The sequence below is a fragment of the Desulfosporosinus sp. I2 genome, assembly GCF_000960765.1.
GTDB lineage: Bacteria > Bacillota > Desulfitobacteriia > Desulfitobacteriales > Desulfitobacteriaceae > Desulfosporosinus.
In genome coordinates, this window is record NZ_JYNH01000006.1 from 26,108 (window position 1) to 43,031 (window position 16,924).

Annotated in this window: 11 protein-coding genes; all 11 read left to right on the forward strand. The window is 42.9% G+C overall.

All coding sequences use genetic code 11. The annotated features are described in order from the left end of the window. The first annotated feature begins 75 nt into the window (after window positions 1–75). The 11 genes from UF75_RS02940 to UF75_RS02990 all read left to right on the forward strand — a co-directional run bounded on the left by UF75_RS02940 (window position 76) and on the right by UF75_RS02990 (window position 16,876). Window positions 76–1,089: an NAD(P)H-dependent glycerol-3-phosphate dehydrogenase gene (locus UF75_RS02940; RefSeq protein WP_045573106.1), complete on the forward strand. Its 1,014-nt coding sequence runs from the start codon at window positions 76–78 to the stop codon at window positions 1,087–1,089. Window positions 1,090–1,440: 351 nt separating this feature from the next. Then, on the forward strand, window positions 1,441–2,925 hold the full coding sequence (gene spoIVA / locus UF75_RS02945; protein ID WP_045573107.1) for a stage IV sporulation protein A: 1,485 nt from the start codon (window positions 1,441–1,443) through the stop codon (window positions 2,923–2,925). Between the two features lie 539 nt (window positions 2,926–3,464). Then, entirely contained in the window at window positions 3,465–3,677 is a 213-nt protein-coding gene (locus UF75_RS02950; protein ID WP_045573108.1) for a biotin/lipoyl-containing protein, read from the forward strand. 166 nt (window positions 3,678–3,843) lie between these two features. Continuing rightward, the gene (locus UF75_RS02955; protein WP_242860093.1) at window positions 3,844–5,622 is read left to right on the forward strand and encodes a carboxyl transferase domain-containing protein; all 1,779 of its coding nucleotides are present in this window, start codon (window positions 3,844–3,846) and stop codon (window positions 5,620–5,622) included. A gap of 103 nt (window positions 5,623–5,725) precedes the next feature. Continuing rightward, the gene (locus UF75_RS02960) at window positions 5,726–6,565 is read left to right on the forward strand and encodes an enoyl-CoA hydratase-related protein (RefSeq protein ID WP_045573109.1); all 840 of its coding nucleotides are present in this window, start codon (window positions 5,726–5,728) and stop codon (window positions 6,563–6,565) included. A gap of 24 nt (window positions 6,566–6,589) precedes the next feature. Further along, on the forward strand, window positions 6,590–7,747 hold the full coding sequence (locus UF75_RS02965) for an acyl-CoA dehydrogenase family protein (protein WP_045573110.1): 1,158 nt from the start codon (window positions 6,590–6,592) through the stop codon (window positions 7,745–7,747). A gap of 80 nt (window positions 7,748–7,827) precedes the next feature. Further along, window positions 7,828–9,918 (forward strand): sigma-54-dependent Fis family transcriptional regulator, encoded by a 2,091-nt coding sequence (locus UF75_RS02970; protein WP_045573111.1) that lies wholly within the window; start codon window positions 7,828–7,830, stop codon window positions 9,916–9,918. Between the two features lie 245 nt (window positions 9,919–10,163). Continuing rightward, a complete protein-coding gene (locus UF75_RS02975) occupies window positions 10,164–11,282 on the forward strand; it encodes a sodium ion-translocating decarboxylase subunit beta (protein ID WP_045573112.1) in 1,119 nt (372 codons plus the stop codon). Window positions 11,283–11,559: 277 nt separating this feature from the next. Next, window positions 11,560–12,573, forward strand: a complete 1,014-nt coding sequence (locus UF75_RS02980; RefSeq protein WP_045573113.1) for a TAXI family TRAP transporter solute-binding subunit — start codon at window positions 11,560–11,562, stop codon at window positions 12,571–12,573. Window positions 12,574–12,591: 18 nt separating this feature from the next. Continuing rightward, window positions 12,592–14,586 (forward strand): TRAP transporter permease, encoded by a 1,995-nt coding sequence (locus UF75_RS02985; protein ID WP_045573114.1) that lies wholly within the window; start codon window positions 12,592–12,594, stop codon window positions 14,584–14,586. A gap of 142 nt (window positions 14,587–14,728) precedes the next feature. Beyond that, the gene (locus UF75_RS02990; protein ID WP_045573115.1) at window positions 14,729–16,876 is read left to right on the forward strand and encodes an acetate--CoA ligase family protein; all 2,148 of its coding nucleotides are present in this window, start codon (window positions 14,729–14,731) and stop codon (window positions 16,874–16,876) included. Window positions 16,877–16,924: the final 48 nt, after the last annotated feature.

Below are 16,924 nucleotides of genomic sequence, written 5' to 3' on the forward strand. Positions count from 1 at the left end.
GGTTCGTAGTAAGTAGTCCACTACAATATTCGAACCACGAACCACGAATATCGAATATCGAGTAGGGGGTAGGTTATGCCAAATATAGCTGTTTATGGTGCAGGAAGTTGGGGAAGTGCTTTAGCTGTGCTCTTGGCGAATGCTGGGCATCAGGTCTCCCTCATCGGTCGTGATCCAGACGCTATGGAACGTATGCGGAAGCAACGCGAAAATACCCATTATCTACCAGGCGTTGTTTTGCCATCAAGACTTCTGCCCACAACGGATCTCAAACAATTAAATGCGGACTTGGTCGTGTTCAGCGTCCCTTCACATAGCGTCAGAGAAGCTGCCCGCATAGTTAAGCCTTATCTCGTGCCGGGTTGTATCGTGGTTAATACGGCCAAGGGTTTAGAGGATGGAACCCATCTCCGCCTTTCGCAAGTATTAACTGAGGAGCTTTCCCAAAATCCCATTGCCGTCTTGTCCGGTCCTAGCCATGCCGAAGAAGTCGGTAGGGATATGCCGACAACTGTCGTAGTAGGCTCGGATGTCGAGACGGCTGTAGCGGTCCAAGATATGATGATGACTTCTAAATTTAGAATTTATACGAATCCTGATGTCATAGGGGTAGAACTCGGTGGGGCCTTAAAGAATATCATTGCATTGTGTACAGGAATTGCTGAAGGGTTAGGATTTGGAGACAACACCAAAGCAGCACTGATGACTCGGGGATTAGCGGAGATTGCTCGTTTGGGTGTAGCTTTAGGTGGGCATCCATTAACCTTTGCTGGGTTATCAGGGGTAGGCGACCTAATTGTTACATGTACCAGCTTGCATAGCCGCAATCGTCGGGCAGGTGTCGCTCTTGGCCAAGGTAAGCCTTTGGAAATAGTCCTTAAAGATGTAGGAATGGTGGTAGAAGGGGTTAGGGCTGCCCGTGTTGCTTATCAGCTTAGTAAGGAGAAAAATGTCTCGATGCCTATCACGGAGCAAGCCTACAAAGTACTTTTTGAAGGAGCAGATCCACAAGAGGCAGTGGTCGATTTAATGTCCCGTGGAAAACGCCATGAACTTGAAGAAGTCGTGGAGATGAGTTGGTTAAGATAGTATACATATTTTAAGGTTTAGTTTCATAAACGTAGAAGAGGTTCTTTAAAGGCCTTTTCTGCGTTTTTTTTGTTGTACTAGCCGAGATGGTAAATGACAGACTGTTACAAAAATATAACGTTCTGGAATCATAAGTACAACTAAAGCTACCGCAGGCGCCTGGAAGGCTTGGCGCTAGCCAAGTTTTCTATATGTAGTCATATTTACCCAAAAGAGCCAATATACTTATACTGCTTAATGTGCTAGTCCGGTTATTGGGAATCCACGGGTTACAGGGAGGTGGAAGGGGAGATAAGGTGGAGGCCCTTCCCCAAATTTTGGGACAGCACTCAAAAGGGAGGGAAATTACTAATGGAAAAAGTAGACATTTTTAGGGATATCGCTGAACGTACAGGGGGCGATATCTACCTCGGTGTCGTCGGGCCAGTCCGAACAGGAAAGTCCACCTTTATCAAACGATTCATGGACCTCCTAGTCTTGCCCAACATCCTAGATGCATTTGAGCGGGAACGGGCCAAAGATGAACTTCCTCAAAGTGGAACAGGAAGAACTATTACGACGACGGAACCTAAGTTTATTCCATCAGAATCTGTGGAAATCGTTGTCAAAGACACAATTCACATGAATGTCCGTTTGGTCGATTGTGTAGGCTACAGTGTAGAAGGCGCTTTAGGGTACGAGGCTGAGGACGGTGAGGAGCCACGCATGATGAAAACATCCTGGAGTGACGAACCCATGTCATTCCAGGAGGCAGCAGAAATGGGCACTCGCAAAGTCATTACGGACCATGCGACGATTGGGATAGTCGTCACAACGGATGGATCTATTACAGATATTCCACGGGATGCCTATCTTGATTCCGAAGAACGTGTCATTACCGAACTCCGTCAACTGGGAAAACCATTTGTGGTGGTCTTAAATACGACTCGTCCTTATGCAGATAACACACAGGAATTGAGTCGTGCTCTTGAAGAAAGATATGGTATACCGGTTATACCTGTAAATTGTCTGGAAATGAGCCAAGAAGATATTACGCAAATTCTCGAAGAAGTATTGTATGAGTTCCCCGTCGCTGAGGTCAATATTGATCTTCCCAAATGGGTCGAGGAACTGGATCCCATTCATCCAGTTCGGGCCGCTTTTGAAGATACCGTACGAAAAGCGATTGACGGTGTTCGGCGTCTGAGAGATATCGACCAAGCCTTAGATGTTTTAGTCGAATGTCAATATGCACAAGATGTCCTTCTCAAAGAGATGAATTTAGGTAATGGTATTGCTAATGTAGAAATTACCGCAATCGATGGACTCTTTAAAACTGTTCTGCAAGATTTCACAGGGATTGAAATTGAAGGAGATCATTCTTTACTTCGTTTAGTCTTAGACTATAGCAAAGGTAAAAAAGAATGGGATAAATTGTCCGCAGCCATTGAAGAAGTCCGAGTCAACGGCTACGGCGTTGTCACTCCTCAACTGGAGGAAATGTTCCTGGAAGAACCTGAATTAGTAAAACAAGGGGGGCATTATGGAATTAAGCTCAAGGCCAGTGCTCCATCATTGCATATTATCAGGGCGGATGTTACCACGGAAATTACCCCATTAATCGGGACGGAAAGGCAAGCTGAAGAACTGGTCAAGTATATGCTGGATGAGTTTGAAAGCGATCCTAAGAAGGTCTGGGAATCCAATATTTTTGGTAAATCGTTACATGATTTAGTTCGCGAAGGTATCCAAAATAAGCTTTACAAAATGCCGGAAAATGCGCAACATAAACTCCAAGACACCTTACAGCGGATTGTTAATGATGGTAGCGGAGGGCTAATCTGCATTATTATTTAGCATAAGTAGACTAAGAATTTTGTCCCTAGAGTTTAGGAATAGCTCCAACTGAATTGGGTTATCAGAATTGGAGAATTGTTTATAAACTGAAGAAAATGGGTTAAAAGAACGCATGGAAACGCAGTATAGAGACTGTCTCCAGCGTTCTTTTTATATATATAGAAATAGTTTTTAATTATAGTCATTTGTGCATATAAGTATTGTAATTTTCTGACTAATGAGATAATATAAATAAAAACATTCCAAGAATATGCATAATTGTAAGAAGTATTATTGGCTAAAAGTTAAAATCATAAAACCAAAATAGGCTATGGTAAGTGAAATATAGGCCTATTTAGTTGAAATACGTGCTTTTTTTGCTAAAAATAAAAATGTGTTAATTATTATTTTAAAAAAAATCTTTTACACTAAATTAGGTTATGCAAATACACATATATATGCATCTGTGCATAGTTAAAATTATGATTCTGTTTTCATTAAGCTGTTATGTAGTAAAGGTATGGGAAAACATTAAACCTTATTGAGAGGAGGTGAATCAAATGGCAAACTTAGTTTCGCCGATGGCAGGAAATGTATGGAAGATAAATGTAGCTGTTGGAGACGTGGTTGAAATGGACGATGAAATAATAATCCTTGAAGCGTTAAAAATGGAAACCCCTATTTATGCAGTTGATGCTGGCAAAGTCGTTAAGATTGAAGTTAAACAAGGGGAAAGTGTGAGCGAAGATCAGGTATTAGTTGTAATCGAGTAAATTGTCCGTTCATGTTAGCCCCCTAGATTAGTTACAAAACTTCAGAAGGTGCAAAAATCCACTAGAAGTATGTCCCTTATATATGTTGTATGCATAGGTCATATGTATGTGAAGCGGAGTATGGTACCACTCCTACTTGAAGTGGGAGGCTCGCGACTGGATGAAGATGAAAAGGGGGAATTGTCCTTTGAATAGAAAACAAACAGCCTTACGACCTTATTTTGAAAAGATGTCGGATATCGGTAAACCTTTAAGTGACGGTGAGATTAAACGTAGTGAAGATAATATAAAAATTATTCAAGAGCAAGAGGAAATAATTAGTAAAGCGATCGAAGAGGTTAAAAATACTGGGACTCCCTCTGATACAATAAGAAAACGAGGCCAGATGACGGTTTGGGATCGACTGGAATATTTAGTGGATGCCGGAACGTGGTGTCCGTTACATACACTTTATAACCCTAGAACGAATGAAGAAGGTTGTACAGGGGTTGTAGACGGTCTAGGGAAAATAGACGGGAAATGGGCAGCGATTATCGCCTTCGATAATAAGGTCATGGCCGGAGCTTGGATTTCTGGCCAAGCTGAGAATATTTTAAGGGTCACTGATTTGGCCAAAAGGCTTAATATTCCTCTAGTTTGGCTCACTAACTGTAGTGGAGTTAAGTTGATGGAGCAAGAAAATGTCTATGCTGATCGACGAGGAAGCGGTGCTGCCTTTTATAGGCATGCAGAGCTGAATCGGCTTGGAATTCCGATCCTAAATGGTATTTATGGTACTAACCCAGCTGGAGGAGGCTATCAAGGAATCAGTCCTACAATCCTGATTGCCCATAAAGATGCTAATATCGCAGTCGGGGGTGCGGGGATTGTTGGAGGGATGAACCCTAAGGGCTTCTTCGATTTGGAATCGGCCCAACAATTAATCAATGCTACCAAAGGATTCAAGGAAAAGGCACCGGGCCGTGTGGAAACTCATTTTGATGAAACTGCTTATTTTAGAGAAGTTCATGATACTGAAGTTGGCGTCTTAGACGGTATTAAAGAGTATATGAGTGGCATGCCGGCTTTTGATCCCAAAGTGTTCCGTGTAGCTGAACCAGCTCTACCAAAGTTTCCGGTTCAAGATTTAAATAGAATAATCGCTGCCAACCAAAAAAGGCCCTATGATGCTATTCAAGTATTGGCACGGCTTACGGATAATAGTGAATTTATGGAGTATAGGCCAGAGTATGGACCGGAGGTGTTTACCGGGGTCGCTAAAATTGATGGCTTCCCAGTGGGAGTGATCGGCAACAAACAGGGAATATTGCCGAAATATCCGGAGTATGCTCAGGGTGCCTACGTGGGCATAGGTGGTAAACATTATCGTCAGGGACTAATCAAACAATCTGAGTTTGTTACCTTATGCGGTCGAGATAATTTACCGATCATTTGGCTACAAGATACAACGGGTATTGATGTAGGTGATATTGCGGAACAAGCCGAATTGCTCGCTCTTGGGCAGAGCTTGATTTATTCAATCGAAAAAACAGACATCGCGATGATGTGTGTGATTTTAAGAAAAGGAACGGCTGCTGCTCATTATATTATGGGAGGTCCCCAAGCTAATGAAAACAACGCCTTTACTCTGGGAACTCCGGTAACGGAAATTTATGTAATGCACGGGGAAACTGCTGCAGCCGCATCTTATGCTCGAAGATTGGTTAAGGAACAAGAAGCAGGTAACGATTTGGGACCCATCATAGAAAAAATGAATCAAATGGTGAAGTCATATGAAGATAAGTCAAGACCAGTGTTCTGTGCACAGCGGGGTTTTGTGGATGAGATTGTTACCCTTCCAGATTTAAGAAAATATTGTGTGGCTTTTGCAGGCGCAAATTATCAAAACCCTAAATCTATCACACCCATCCATCAGATGATCCTACCTAGGACGATAAAGGGATAAAATGTTCCAAGCGAATTTTCGAGTTTAATCAAAAAAGAAGCTACCATGGATATCCATATTAGATGAAGGCAAACAAAACTAAGACATAAAGGAGACGTTATTCATGGTAAGACAACAGGATGACCATCTTATTTATCAAAAAGAGGGTTATTTAGCTAGAATCTTTCTTAACAGACCGGAAAAGTATAATGCCTTTTCCTTACCCATGATTCGGCAATGGTCAGAAGCATTAAAAGACGCTCAAAATGATCCATCAATAAGAGTCATTGTAGTCACGGCCAAAGGTAACTCTTTTTCTGTTGGCGGTGATATAGAAGCCATGTCAGAAGGAAAGGGTTTTGTAGGGTGTGATGATCAGGGTGAGTCATGGGGGGATAAAGCCTTTGATCGAAAACAGGCTTTAACAGAGAATATTCATAAAATTGCTTTGACCTTAGACATGATGGATAAACCAGTTATTTGTGGAATTAATGGTATGGCTATAGGGGCAGGCCTCGATATGGCTTTAATGTGCGATATTAGGGTTGCAGCAGATGACGCTCAGCTTTCTACTGGCTATATAAAAGCAGGCCTTGTGCCGGGTGATGGGGGTGCCTTCTATCTACCACGTTTGGTTGGAGTTGCAAAGGCCTTGGAAATCTTATGGACTGGGGAATTAATATCTGCTTATGACGCAGAAAAAATGGGTATGGTCAATAAGGTTGTCCCCGCCCTAGATTTAGAAGAAGCTACCATAGAGATGGCTAGGAAAATTGCCGACTCCGCCCCAGTCTGTGTAAAAATGATTAAGAGGGCTGTTTATTCAGCTCAACGTACTAATGACTTACGCACAGCTTTAGATCTGATTTCTTCTCAAATGGCCATTGTTACCGAAATGTCCGACCACAGGGAAGGACTAGCTGCCCTTAAAGAGAAGCGTAGACCTATTTTTACTGGCCTGTAAATTAATCTAGAGGGGAGATAAGAAATGGATTTCGGATTAAGCGAAGAACAAAGAATGGTTCAAGAGATGGCTCGTGATTTTGCCGAAAAGGAAATTGCTCCGTTTGTTGAAGAAGATGAAGAAAATCATTACTACCGCCGAGAGATCCTGACTAAAATGGGTGGGCTAGGCCTGCTAGGGTGGAGCATTCCGGAAGAGTATGGCGGAAATGGTATGGGTTGGATGGAAGCCGTCGTCGCACTATATGAAATAGCTAAGGTGCATACTTCCTGGAGACTAAGCGTCAGTGGCAACGTCTGGGGACCAGCCATGACGATTAATCAATGGGGTACAGAGGAACAAAAACAAACGTATATCCCCCGTCTTGTCAGTGGGGAAGCGGTTGGTAGTTTTGCAATGACTGAAGCCAACACTGGTTCCGATGTGGGGAGTATGAAGACCTTTGCGGAAGATAAGGGTGACCACTGGTTGATGAATGGCTCGAAAATGTGGATATCAGGCGGTCATACTTGCGATATTGGGCTTGTCTATGCGGCAACGGAAAAAGGAGGAGGAACTAAGGGTTTATCCTGCTTTATCGTCGATTACAATAATACCCCGGGCATTACCAGAATTCCGATTCTTAAGAAAGTAGGCATGTGGCCTGCCCCAACGTCTGAACTTGTCTTTGAAAACGCAGTGATTCCGAAAGAAAACCTTTTAGGTCCATTTAATAAGGGTTTCCTAATTTGTATGTGGATGTTGAATAATACACGTATGGGTTGTGCTACTGGTTCCGCTGCGCTCTCGGCAGCCTGCCTAGAGGGCTCTGTTCAGTATGCTAATGAGCGTGTCCAGTTTGGTATGCCAATTGGAAAACATCAAATGATTCAGCAGCAAATTGCGGAAATGAAACTTGAAGATGAAGCGGCTAAATATCTCGTCTATCGGGCTGCCTGGCTAAAAGACCACCAATTACCTAATCAGCAGGCGACCTCGATTGCCAAGCTATTCGGTTCTAATGCAGCGGTACATGCCGCAAATATGGCCATGAAAATCTACGGTTCCTATGGTTATTCAACCGAATATCCGTGCGGTAGATGGTTAAGAGATGCTAAGCAGTTTGAAACTCTGGAAGGGACTTCCAACATCCATATGCAGATTATTGCGAAAATCGAACTTGGCTATCAGCCGAATAGGTAGTTACTTGATGTATTTAAACACTTAGAAGTTAATGGCAAAGGGTTATTGTTTAGCAAGTTTCTTGATGGGAGGAGAATAGTTTGTTGCGTGTTGGGCAAGTAATGTCACGACTTTCTGTATGTCTTCACAGTTACCACACTATAGGGGATGCACTTACTTTGATCAAAGAAAAAAAAGTAACTGGCTTGCCTATACTCAACGATCAGGGCCGTTTGCTAGGGATGGTTACCAAAGAACAGATTTTTGAGAAGGGCCTTGAACAGTTCTCAGCCGAGAATAAGGCCGTCGACTATTTGACTACCCGCTTCCTTCCTTTAAAAGAAGATGCCTTAATAGAAGAGGTTAGGGATTTACCATTTGATATATACCCCGTATTGAATAACCAAGAAGAAATTACTGGAGTGGTTACTAAATATTCCTTGATACAATCTTATCTTCAACAGGCTGAATTACGTAGTCAAGAACTCGAGGCGGTCTTTGACTCGGCCCACAATGGGATTTTAGCGATCAATAAACAAGGAATTATTACATCCCTCAATCCGGCGGCAGAAAGGCCTACGCGTTCAACTAAAGAGAAAGCGGTCGGACATTTCTTAAACGATATTATTATTCCGACAGGCCTTTTAGAGGTTGTGCGCAGCGGAATCCCTGAATTTGGGGCAAAATTTAAAGTGGGTCGCAGATTGTATATTTCCAATCGGACACCGATTCTTAAAGATGGGGAAGTAGTAGGGGCGGTAGGAGTTTTCCAAGATGTTTCTGAGATAGAAAAGGTTTTGCAGGAATTAAGAAGTGTTAAACAACTCAATGAAGAGCTCCAAACAATCATCGCTTCCTCCTATGACGGATTAATCATTTGTGATGGTCAGGGTGAGATCCTGCGTTGCAACCCTGCTGTAGGGAGGATATTAGATGTTACATGGACGGAACTGGTGGGAAGGCCGTTCAAAGATTTCGTGGATAAGGGTATTTTTCAAAAAAATATTGTTCATTTAGTAAAAAAGCAGGATGCACTTGTCAGTCTTCTGGAAAGGCCGTTGGCTAAGCACTCGCTAGTGATCACGGGTAACCCGGTTTATAGTGAAGAAGGGGAAATTGTTAAAATTGTCATCAACATTAGGGATATGAGTGAGTTGGTATTTTTACGAGAAGCGCTTGAAGAGAGTAAACAACTTTCTGAGAAATATCAGTCACAAATCGCTGAGATGAGGAATCATCAGGAAATAGGTGCTGAGTTAAGGTCCTGTTCCGTCATCATGAACAATGTCATGGATCTTGCGATTAGGGTTAGTCAGGTGGATTCCCCCGTAGTATTGATCGGGGAACAAGGGGTAGGTAAGGAAGAAATCGCCAGATTGATCCACGTTCGAAGTAAACGTGGACAAGCACCTTTTTACAAATTGAATTGCGGATCACTACCCAATCAACTGTTAGAGATTGAACTATTTGGACAAGGGATCCCTTTGGATATCGCCCATAGGGGGAAAAAGGGAATATTCGAGCTAGCGGAAAAAGGGACTGTTTACCTTGAGGATATTGGTAAGATGTCCTTAAGTTTGCAACAACGTTTGTTGCGGATACTTCAGGATAAGATATTACAAGTTTCAGGTGGCAAGGAACCCATCTCTGTCGATATAAGAATTATTGCCAGTTCAAGCAGACCTTTGAAAGAGTTAGTGGAAAAGGGACTTTTCCATAAGGATCTCTTCTTTAGTCTCAACGTAGTACCTATCAAGGTTCCGGCCCTAAGGGAACGTAAGGAAGATCTTATTCCACTTGTTCTTTTTCATCTCGAGCAAAACAATAAACGCCATGGGCTGGACAAAGTTTTTTCTCCGGAAGCTGTTCAATTGTTTTTAAACTATTCTTGGCTTGGTAATGTTCGAGAGTTGGCAAATGTGATAGAGCGGTTGGTGGTCACCTCGAATGACAAGTTTATTTCCGCGAGGGAAGTTGACCTCGTACTTTATGAAAAGGAACAAAGCCCTCTTAGGTCGGTTACAGTGGCTGGGTTAATTCCTCTTAAAGAAGCTATCGATGATTTAGAACAACAACTTGTTACGTTAGCTATGAAACAACACGGAACCACGATTAAAGCCGCGGAGGCTTTAGGGGTTAACCAGTCTACGGTAGTTCGGAAGCTTAAGAGGTTAAAAAATAATCAGGATTGAAAGCACTAAGTACTAGCAGCATAAATATTTCCTGAACAAGAAATAAAGAAAGGATGGATTAGTGATGATTGATTGGAATTTAGCGCTCCAGATTTTTATAAGTGGCGTTAGTATTGTAATGCTTGTCATGTTCATGCTACAAATTACAGTCAGTGTTAGTTCAATTGTGGTTAGATATTTCGAACGACATCTAGAAAAAGCTAAAGAATAGGTTAGATATATTAGAAAGAAGGAGAAATTTATATATGGAAAAGGTGTTGCAGGAACTGGTTACTTCGAGCGGGTTTTATCATCTTACCTTCGGAAATTTGGTTATGTGGATAATCTCCTTTACTTTAATGTATCTGGCCATCAAAAAGGGATATGAACCCCTGCTTTTATTACCAATTTCTTTCGGAATTCTAGTGGTTAATTTACCCCTAACATTTTTGATGAAGCCGGAAAGTGGACTTATTTGGATTTTTTATCATTTCGGAATAGAGTGGGAAATTATTCCTCCTTTGATTTTTCTTGGCTTAGGAGCGATGACTGATTTCGGCCCGTTAATCGCAAATCCCAAAACATTACTGCTCGGTGGTGGTGCACAAGTAGGAGTTTACATTACCTTTTTTGCAGCTCTGTTTTTTGGGTTCGATATGAAAGAAGCTGCGTCAATAGCGATTATCGGGGGAGCAGACGGCCCGACAACAATATATCTTACGTCTCATTTAGCGCCCCACCTACTTGGCCCGGTGGCTGTAGCCGCATATTCCTATATGGCCTTAGTCCCCATCATTCAACCTCCGATTATGAAATTGTTGACAACTAAGGCTGAGCGAAGAATTATTATGAAAAAATTGCGTCCAGTAAGTAAACTGGAAAAGATTTTTTTTCCAGTGGTTACAGCAATTTTAATTATGTTAATAGTGCCTGCTTCAGCTTCATTAATTGCCATGTTTATGCTTGGTAACTTATTTAAGGAATCAGGGGTCGTTGAAAGGCTAACGAAAGCAGCCCAAAATGAAATCATGAATACAGTGACTATTTTATTAGGGGTTTCCGTTGGAGCCACCATGACCGCCGAAGTTTTTCTGAAGCGAGACGTTATCTTCATTTTTATTCTAGGATTATTTGCGTTTGCAGTTGCTACTGCGTCCGGAGTTCTCTTAGCAAAGCTTATGAACCTTTTCTTAAAAGAGAAGATCAATCCATTGATCGGTGCGGCGGGGGTTTCTGCCGTACCGATGGCTGCTAGGGTAGTACATAAAGTAGGGGCTGAAGAAAACCGTCAAAATTATCTATTAATGCATGCCATGGGTCCTAACGTCGCAGGTGTAATAGGTACTTTAATTGCCGCATCGGTTATGTTGACGTTTCTAAGATAAGCTTTTATAATGGCGCGATATTGTTTCTAGAACCTAAAAAAGTTCTTAAGTCAGTAAAACGTCAATTATTTTTAAATTTAGTTTTCTGATTATTAATAATATTTTTAAATTAATAAAATATTATATAACTTTACAATTACTAAACACTGGTAATTTGGCTATCAGCCTACAAGGTCAGTGTTTATAAAGATTATTAAAAGAGAGGGGGCGCTAGAGAACAGAATGTTTAGACTTATTTAAGTTTAAGTTCAAAAAAATTATGAGGAGGGCGAATTTAATGCGTAAATTGCTAAGCATAATAATGATTGCGGTTATTGCTCTTGCTATGACAGGGTGTGGAAGTCAAACTGCCAAGGCCCCTGCAGGTTCAGATCAAGGTGATACTGGAAAAATACAAAAAGTAAATATTGCTACAGGAACTACTTCAGGTGCTTACTATCCGATTGGAAATGCCATGGCTAAGATATGGTCTGACAAGGTTCCAGGGGTTAAAGCTTCGGCCCAGTCAACTGAGGCTAGTGCAGCAAATATGAATTTCTTGCAACAAAAGGAAGCGGAAGTTGCTTTTACGATGGCCAATGTTGCAGTATATGCCTATGAAGGTCAGGATACATTTAAGGGTCGGGCCAACAAAGATTTGCGTGGCATGACGTTCCTATATCCTAATGTGACCCAAATTGTAGTGCGTAAGGATTCAGGAATTACCTCGCTCAAGAATCTGGATGGCAAGAGATTTGCTCCAGGGGCCACGGGCAGCGGGACAGTAACAAATTCCAAAGAGGTTTTGGGTGAATACGGGCTAAATTTCTGGGATAAGGATAAGGGTAATGTGAAGGCCGACTACGTCGGATTTACTGAGGCGAGTGAGCTGTTAAAGAACAAACAGTGTGATGCTGCTAATTTCTCCGGTGCCGTGCCATTGGCAGCGATCATGGATGTCTCCAATACAATTGACATCAAGGTGATTTCTATTGAACCGGACGTGATCAAGCAAATTATCGCCAAGTATCCGTTCTACTATGAGTATGTAATTCCCAAAGGTACCTACAAGGGGCAGGACGAAGATGTGCACACTGTAGCTTTAGCCAATCTCTTAATTACACGGGCTGATCTCAGCGAAGATTTAGTCTATAAACTTACTAAAGGAATTTATGAAAACTTACCGGATCTGTTGAATGCTCACGCTATCACCAAGTACATCAAGAAAGAAGATTCCAATAAAGGGATGGGACCTATTCCGTTGCATCCTGGTTCAATTAAGTACTTCAAGGAAATTGGTGTGATCAAGTAAAGAAGGTGGTTAACTACAATGAACGACCAACTAGGAAAAAGTGACGATAAGCTGGTCACGAGATTATCTGCAGATGAAATTGCCTCAGAAGAAGTAGTCCAAGAATTTCTGGAAAAATACGACAAAGAATCTCAATTCCGGAAGTTTAAACCCAAATCAAAACTTGCGATCTTGGTCTCGACAATAGCTATTTCATTTTCTCTTTTTCATTTGTGGGTAGCGGGTATTGGTTCGCTTGAGGCCATTAAGTTACGGTCTATTCACCTGACCTTTGTCATGGTGCTGATTTTCCTGCTTTATCCTGCCACTAAGAAAGGGATGCGGGGCAAACCGGGCATTTTTGACTGGGTAATGGTCGCTCTAAGTTTGGTAGCTGGGCTCTATATGGTATTTGCCAACGACCAATTAGCAACTCGTGGTGGTCTACCGATTACCAGGGATTACATCGTGGGTGCCTTAGGTATCCTAGTTGTGTTAGAAGCGGGACGCCGAGCGCTAGGCAAAGAGTTACCAATCCTTGGCGTAATATTTCTCATCTATGCCTACTTCGGAGAATACGTCCCAGGTACCTTTGGTCACAGCGGTTTTAGCCTGAATCGGATTATTGCCCACATGTACCTGGGCTCAGAAGGTATTTTTGGTGTCGCCTTGGGTGTATCGGCCACCTTTATTTTCCTCTTTGTGTTATTCGGTGCTTTTTTAGGAGAAACAGGGATGGCCAAGTTGATTAATGATTCATCTATGGCCATGGCCGGAACCTCACCGGGTGGACCAGCCAAGGTCGCCGTATTTGCCAGTGGAATTATGGGAACCATCAGTGGCAGCGCAGTAGCCAACGTAGCAACCACCGGTGCTTTTACCATACCCCTGATGAAAAGCGTTGGCTATAAGCCTCATTTTGCTGGTGCGGTTGAAGCAGTAGCTTCCACGGGCGGTCAGTTAATGCCTCCAGTTATGGGTGCAGCTGCTTTTATCATGGCGGAATTTTTAAATATTCCCTATAAAAACATTATGCTTGCCGCGCTGATTCCTGCGTTTCTCTATTACTTAGCGGTATTTGCTATGGTACACTTAGAAGCCCTTAAGACTGGATTAAAAGGCGTGTCGCGTGATAAATTACCAATCATGAAAGTAGTCTTAAAAGAGCGTGGTCATCTCGTATTGCCGCTCGTGGCTATCGTTTACTTACTTATGAAAGGTGTAACGCCCACTTATGCGGCTTTTTATGGGATTCTAGTGGCGATCGGGGCCAGCTTTTTGCGTAAAACGACACGGATGAGCTGGCGCGGGCTATTGATGGCCTTGGAAATGGGGGCTAAAGCGAGTATTGGGGTAGCCATTGCTACAGCAGTCGTCGGTTTTATCGTCGGAGTATCCTCTCTGACCAGCCTAGGCATTACACTAGGCGATAACATGATCTCCTTTGCTCACGGCAATTTATTTGCCACTTTGGTCTTGACAATGATTACCGCTATTATTTTAGGGATGGGCATGCCTACTACCGCAGTTTACATCGTGGGGGCTACGATTGCCGCCCCTGCTCTGCTCAAACTAGGGATCGCTCCATTGGCCGCTCACCTGTTCGTATTTTACTTTGGCAATATCTCTAATGTTACCCCCCCTGTGGCCTTGGCTGCCTTCACAGGAGCAGGGATTGCTGGTTCTAGTCCAAGTCAAACGGGATGGGCCGCAGCTCGCTTAGCATCAGCTGGGTTTATCATTCCCTTCATTTGGATTTATTCCCCAGCTTTAATAGCGCAGGGGAGTTTGGGTGAGATTCTCTGGGCGGTCGTAACAGCAACTGTGGGCATTATTGCGCTAGCCTGTGCAGTACAAGGGTTTATGCTAAAAACGACCAATATTTTGCAGAGAGTATTATTATTTGTTGCTGCCTTTGGCCTTATTAAGCCCGGCCTAATTACAGATACGATTGGTATTACGGTATTAATACTTGTTTACCTCTGGCAGCGATACCAGCGTAGTTCCGTAAATGTTGAGGGAGTCAATATCTAATTCCTAATTTTAGAAGAGTAAGCAGGATGATGACTAAAACGACATTAGAATCTATTAGGTGTCATAACTCAGAAGCCTGCCGGAAAATTGGCGGGCTTTTGAGATCATTGCAATGAAAAGACATAGGAGAGGGGAAAAAGGAATGCGCTATTTCATGGAACCAACAGGTGTGGCTATTATAGGAGCTAGTCAGGACTTTAAGACTATTAACGGCAAAATTCTAAAATACTTGTTAAAACACAAGTATCATGGACAGATTTATCCGGTTAATCCAAAGTATCAAGAAATTGAGGGGCTGACCTGTTATTCCTCGGTAGGGGCTATTTCGGAACAAGTTGATTTGGCTCTGATTGCCGTGACAGCAGCAAGGGTGCCAGGAATTTTAAGGGATTGTGGCGCAAAAGGAATCAAAAGAGCTGTCATTTTTTCATCTGGCTTCGCCGAAACCGGTGCAGAAGGGAAGGTGATTCAAGAAGATATTAATAAGATCGCCCAAGAATTCCAAATGCGCATAATTGGACCAAACTGTTTAGGTATCTTAAATGTTTCTTCTGGGCTGATCGCGTCTTTTAGCGCTTCGATGGAACTGGACAGCATCAAGGCGGGGCCGGTAGCCTTAGTATCCCAAAGTGGGGCTGTCGGTTTTATGTTATTTAATCTCCTGCAAGAAGCCGGGGTCGGTGTAAACTACGTTATCACTACTGGCAATGAAGCGGATGTAACTGCTGGTGAAGGGTTGGCTTATGTAGTGGAAAACTCGGACACTAAAGTAATCCTTACGTATTTGGAGGGTTTAAGAGACGGAGAGTCCTTCAAAAAAACAGCAGAAAGAGCTGCTGAGGCCGGAAAACCAATTATTGCTTTAAAAGTCGGGAATTCTGTCAGTGGACAAAAGGCGGCAGCCACTCATACGGCGGCCTTAACAGGTTCAGGAGCGGCCTACAAAAGTTACTTTGACAAAATGGGTATCATCCAGGCTAATGACAGTGATGATATCATCGACTTGGCCCAAGCCTTTGTGCCCGGAAAATTGCCCCAAGGAGCTAGGATTGGGATTGTAACAATGTCAGGTGGAGTTGGTATCTTGCTAGCAGATCGTTCAGAAGAATGGGGTTTGCAAGTACCACAATTAAGTGAAGCTTTACAAGAAGAAGTACGAAAGGTCATACCGGCCTTTGGCTGCGCCCAAAACCCTGTTGATGTCACAGCTCAATCCCTCAACCAGGGAGAAGAGTTTAAGAAGTGCCTAAAAATCCTCTTAGCGTCTGATGAATTAGATATGCTGATCGTCGCCATCACAATGGCTACCGGAAAATTGGCTGAGAAAATTGGCCTGGATATTGTCGATGCAGCCTTGGGGACAGAGAAACCTTTGATTGTCAGTTGGAGTGTTGGCCAAGTAGCTAAACCGGGTTTTGATGTTCTAAAAGATGCGGGAGTCCCCTTGTATAACTCTCCAGCTCGAGCAGCTAAAGCAATTGGGGCTTTACACCGCTATGCCAGCTTTAAACGTGCTTGGAAAGTACCGGTATCAGACGAAATTAACCAAATACGACAAGCCAAAATCCAACAGGTTCTTAAGGAAAGTAGCCAAGCGCTAAGTGAGCACGCTACCAAGGAATTATTAGAACTCTACGAGCTCCCAGTTACCAAAGAATACGTTGCCAAGAGTGCTGAGGAAGCTGTAGCTATAGCAGAAAAAATGGGCTACCCGGTAGTCATGAAGATAGATTCACCTGATATCTTGCATAAAACCGAAGCGGGCGGTGTTGCCGTTAATATCAGTTCGGCACAAGAAGTAGAAACTAAGTTTCTCGAAATAATGGAAAGAGGCCTGGTTTACAATCCCCAAGCCAAGATCAATGGAATCCTCATTCAAGAACAAGTGCCACCGGGAGTAGAAGTAATCATCGGTCTACAAAGAGATCCGGTTTTAGGAACGCAGATCATGTTTGGGTTGGGTGGAATCTTTGTAGAAGTTCTCAAAGACGTGGTCTTAAAACCTGTGCCTTTAAGTAGAACAGACGCGCATAAAATGCTTGAGGATATTAAAGGGGCCGCTCTTTTGAAAGGGGTCAGGGGAAGACCTGCTGTTGATCAAGAAGCCTTAGTAGAAATCCTCTTGGGTGTGAGTCAGTTAGCCGTGGAATCAGAGGATACCTTGTTAAGTCTAGATATTAATCCAGTGACGGTTTTGGTAGAAGGAAAAGGAGCCAAGATTTTAGATGGAGTGTTGGTAGGCAACAGCACGGAGGGTAATCCGCACCTAGCCCATGGCCTGGCCGAGTAAGCGAAGGTATTAGCCCAAAAAAGAGTGGGGATTTGCTAAGAGACTTCA

Excerpts from the sequence above, each read along its gene's own strand:
- UF75_RS02940 (WP_045573106.1), top strand. The coding sequence starts at position 76 with ATGCCAAATATAGCTGTTTATGGTGCAGGAAGTTGGGGAAGTGCTTTA.
- spoIVA (WP_045573107.1), top strand. The coding sequence starts at position 1,441 with ATGGAAAAAGTAGACATTTTTAGGGATATCGCTGAACGTACAGGGGGC.
- UF75_RS02950 (WP_045573108.1), top strand. The coding sequence starts at position 3,465 with ATGGCAAACTTAGTTTCGCCGATGGCAGGAAATGTATGGAAGATAAAT.
- UF75_RS02955 (WP_242860093.1), top strand. The coding sequence starts at position 3,844 with ATGAAAAGGGGGAATTGTCCTTTGAATAGAAAACAAACAGCCTTACGA.
- UF75_RS02960 (WP_045573109.1), top strand. The coding sequence starts at position 5,726 with ATGGTAAGACAACAGGATGACCATCTTATTTATCAAAAAGAGGGTTAT.
- UF75_RS02965 (WP_045573110.1), top strand. The coding sequence starts at position 6,590 with ATGGATTTCGGATTAAGCGAAGAACAAAGAATGGTTCAAGAGATGGCT.
- UF75_RS02975 (WP_045573112.1), top strand. The coding sequence starts at position 10,164 with ATGGAAAAGGTGTTGCAGGAACTGGTTACTTCGAGCGGGTTTTATCAT.
- UF75_RS02980 (WP_045573113.1), top strand. The coding sequence starts at position 11,560 with ATGCGTAAATTGCTAAGCATAATAATGATTGCGGTTATTGCTCTTGCT.
- UF75_RS02985 (WP_045573114.1), top strand. The coding sequence starts at position 12,592 with ATGAACGACCAACTAGGAAAAAGTGACGATAAGCTGGTCACGAGATTA.
- UF75_RS02990 (WP_045573115.1), top strand. The coding sequence starts at position 14,729 with ATGCGCTATTTCATGGAACCAACAGGTGTGGCTATTATAGGAGCTAGT.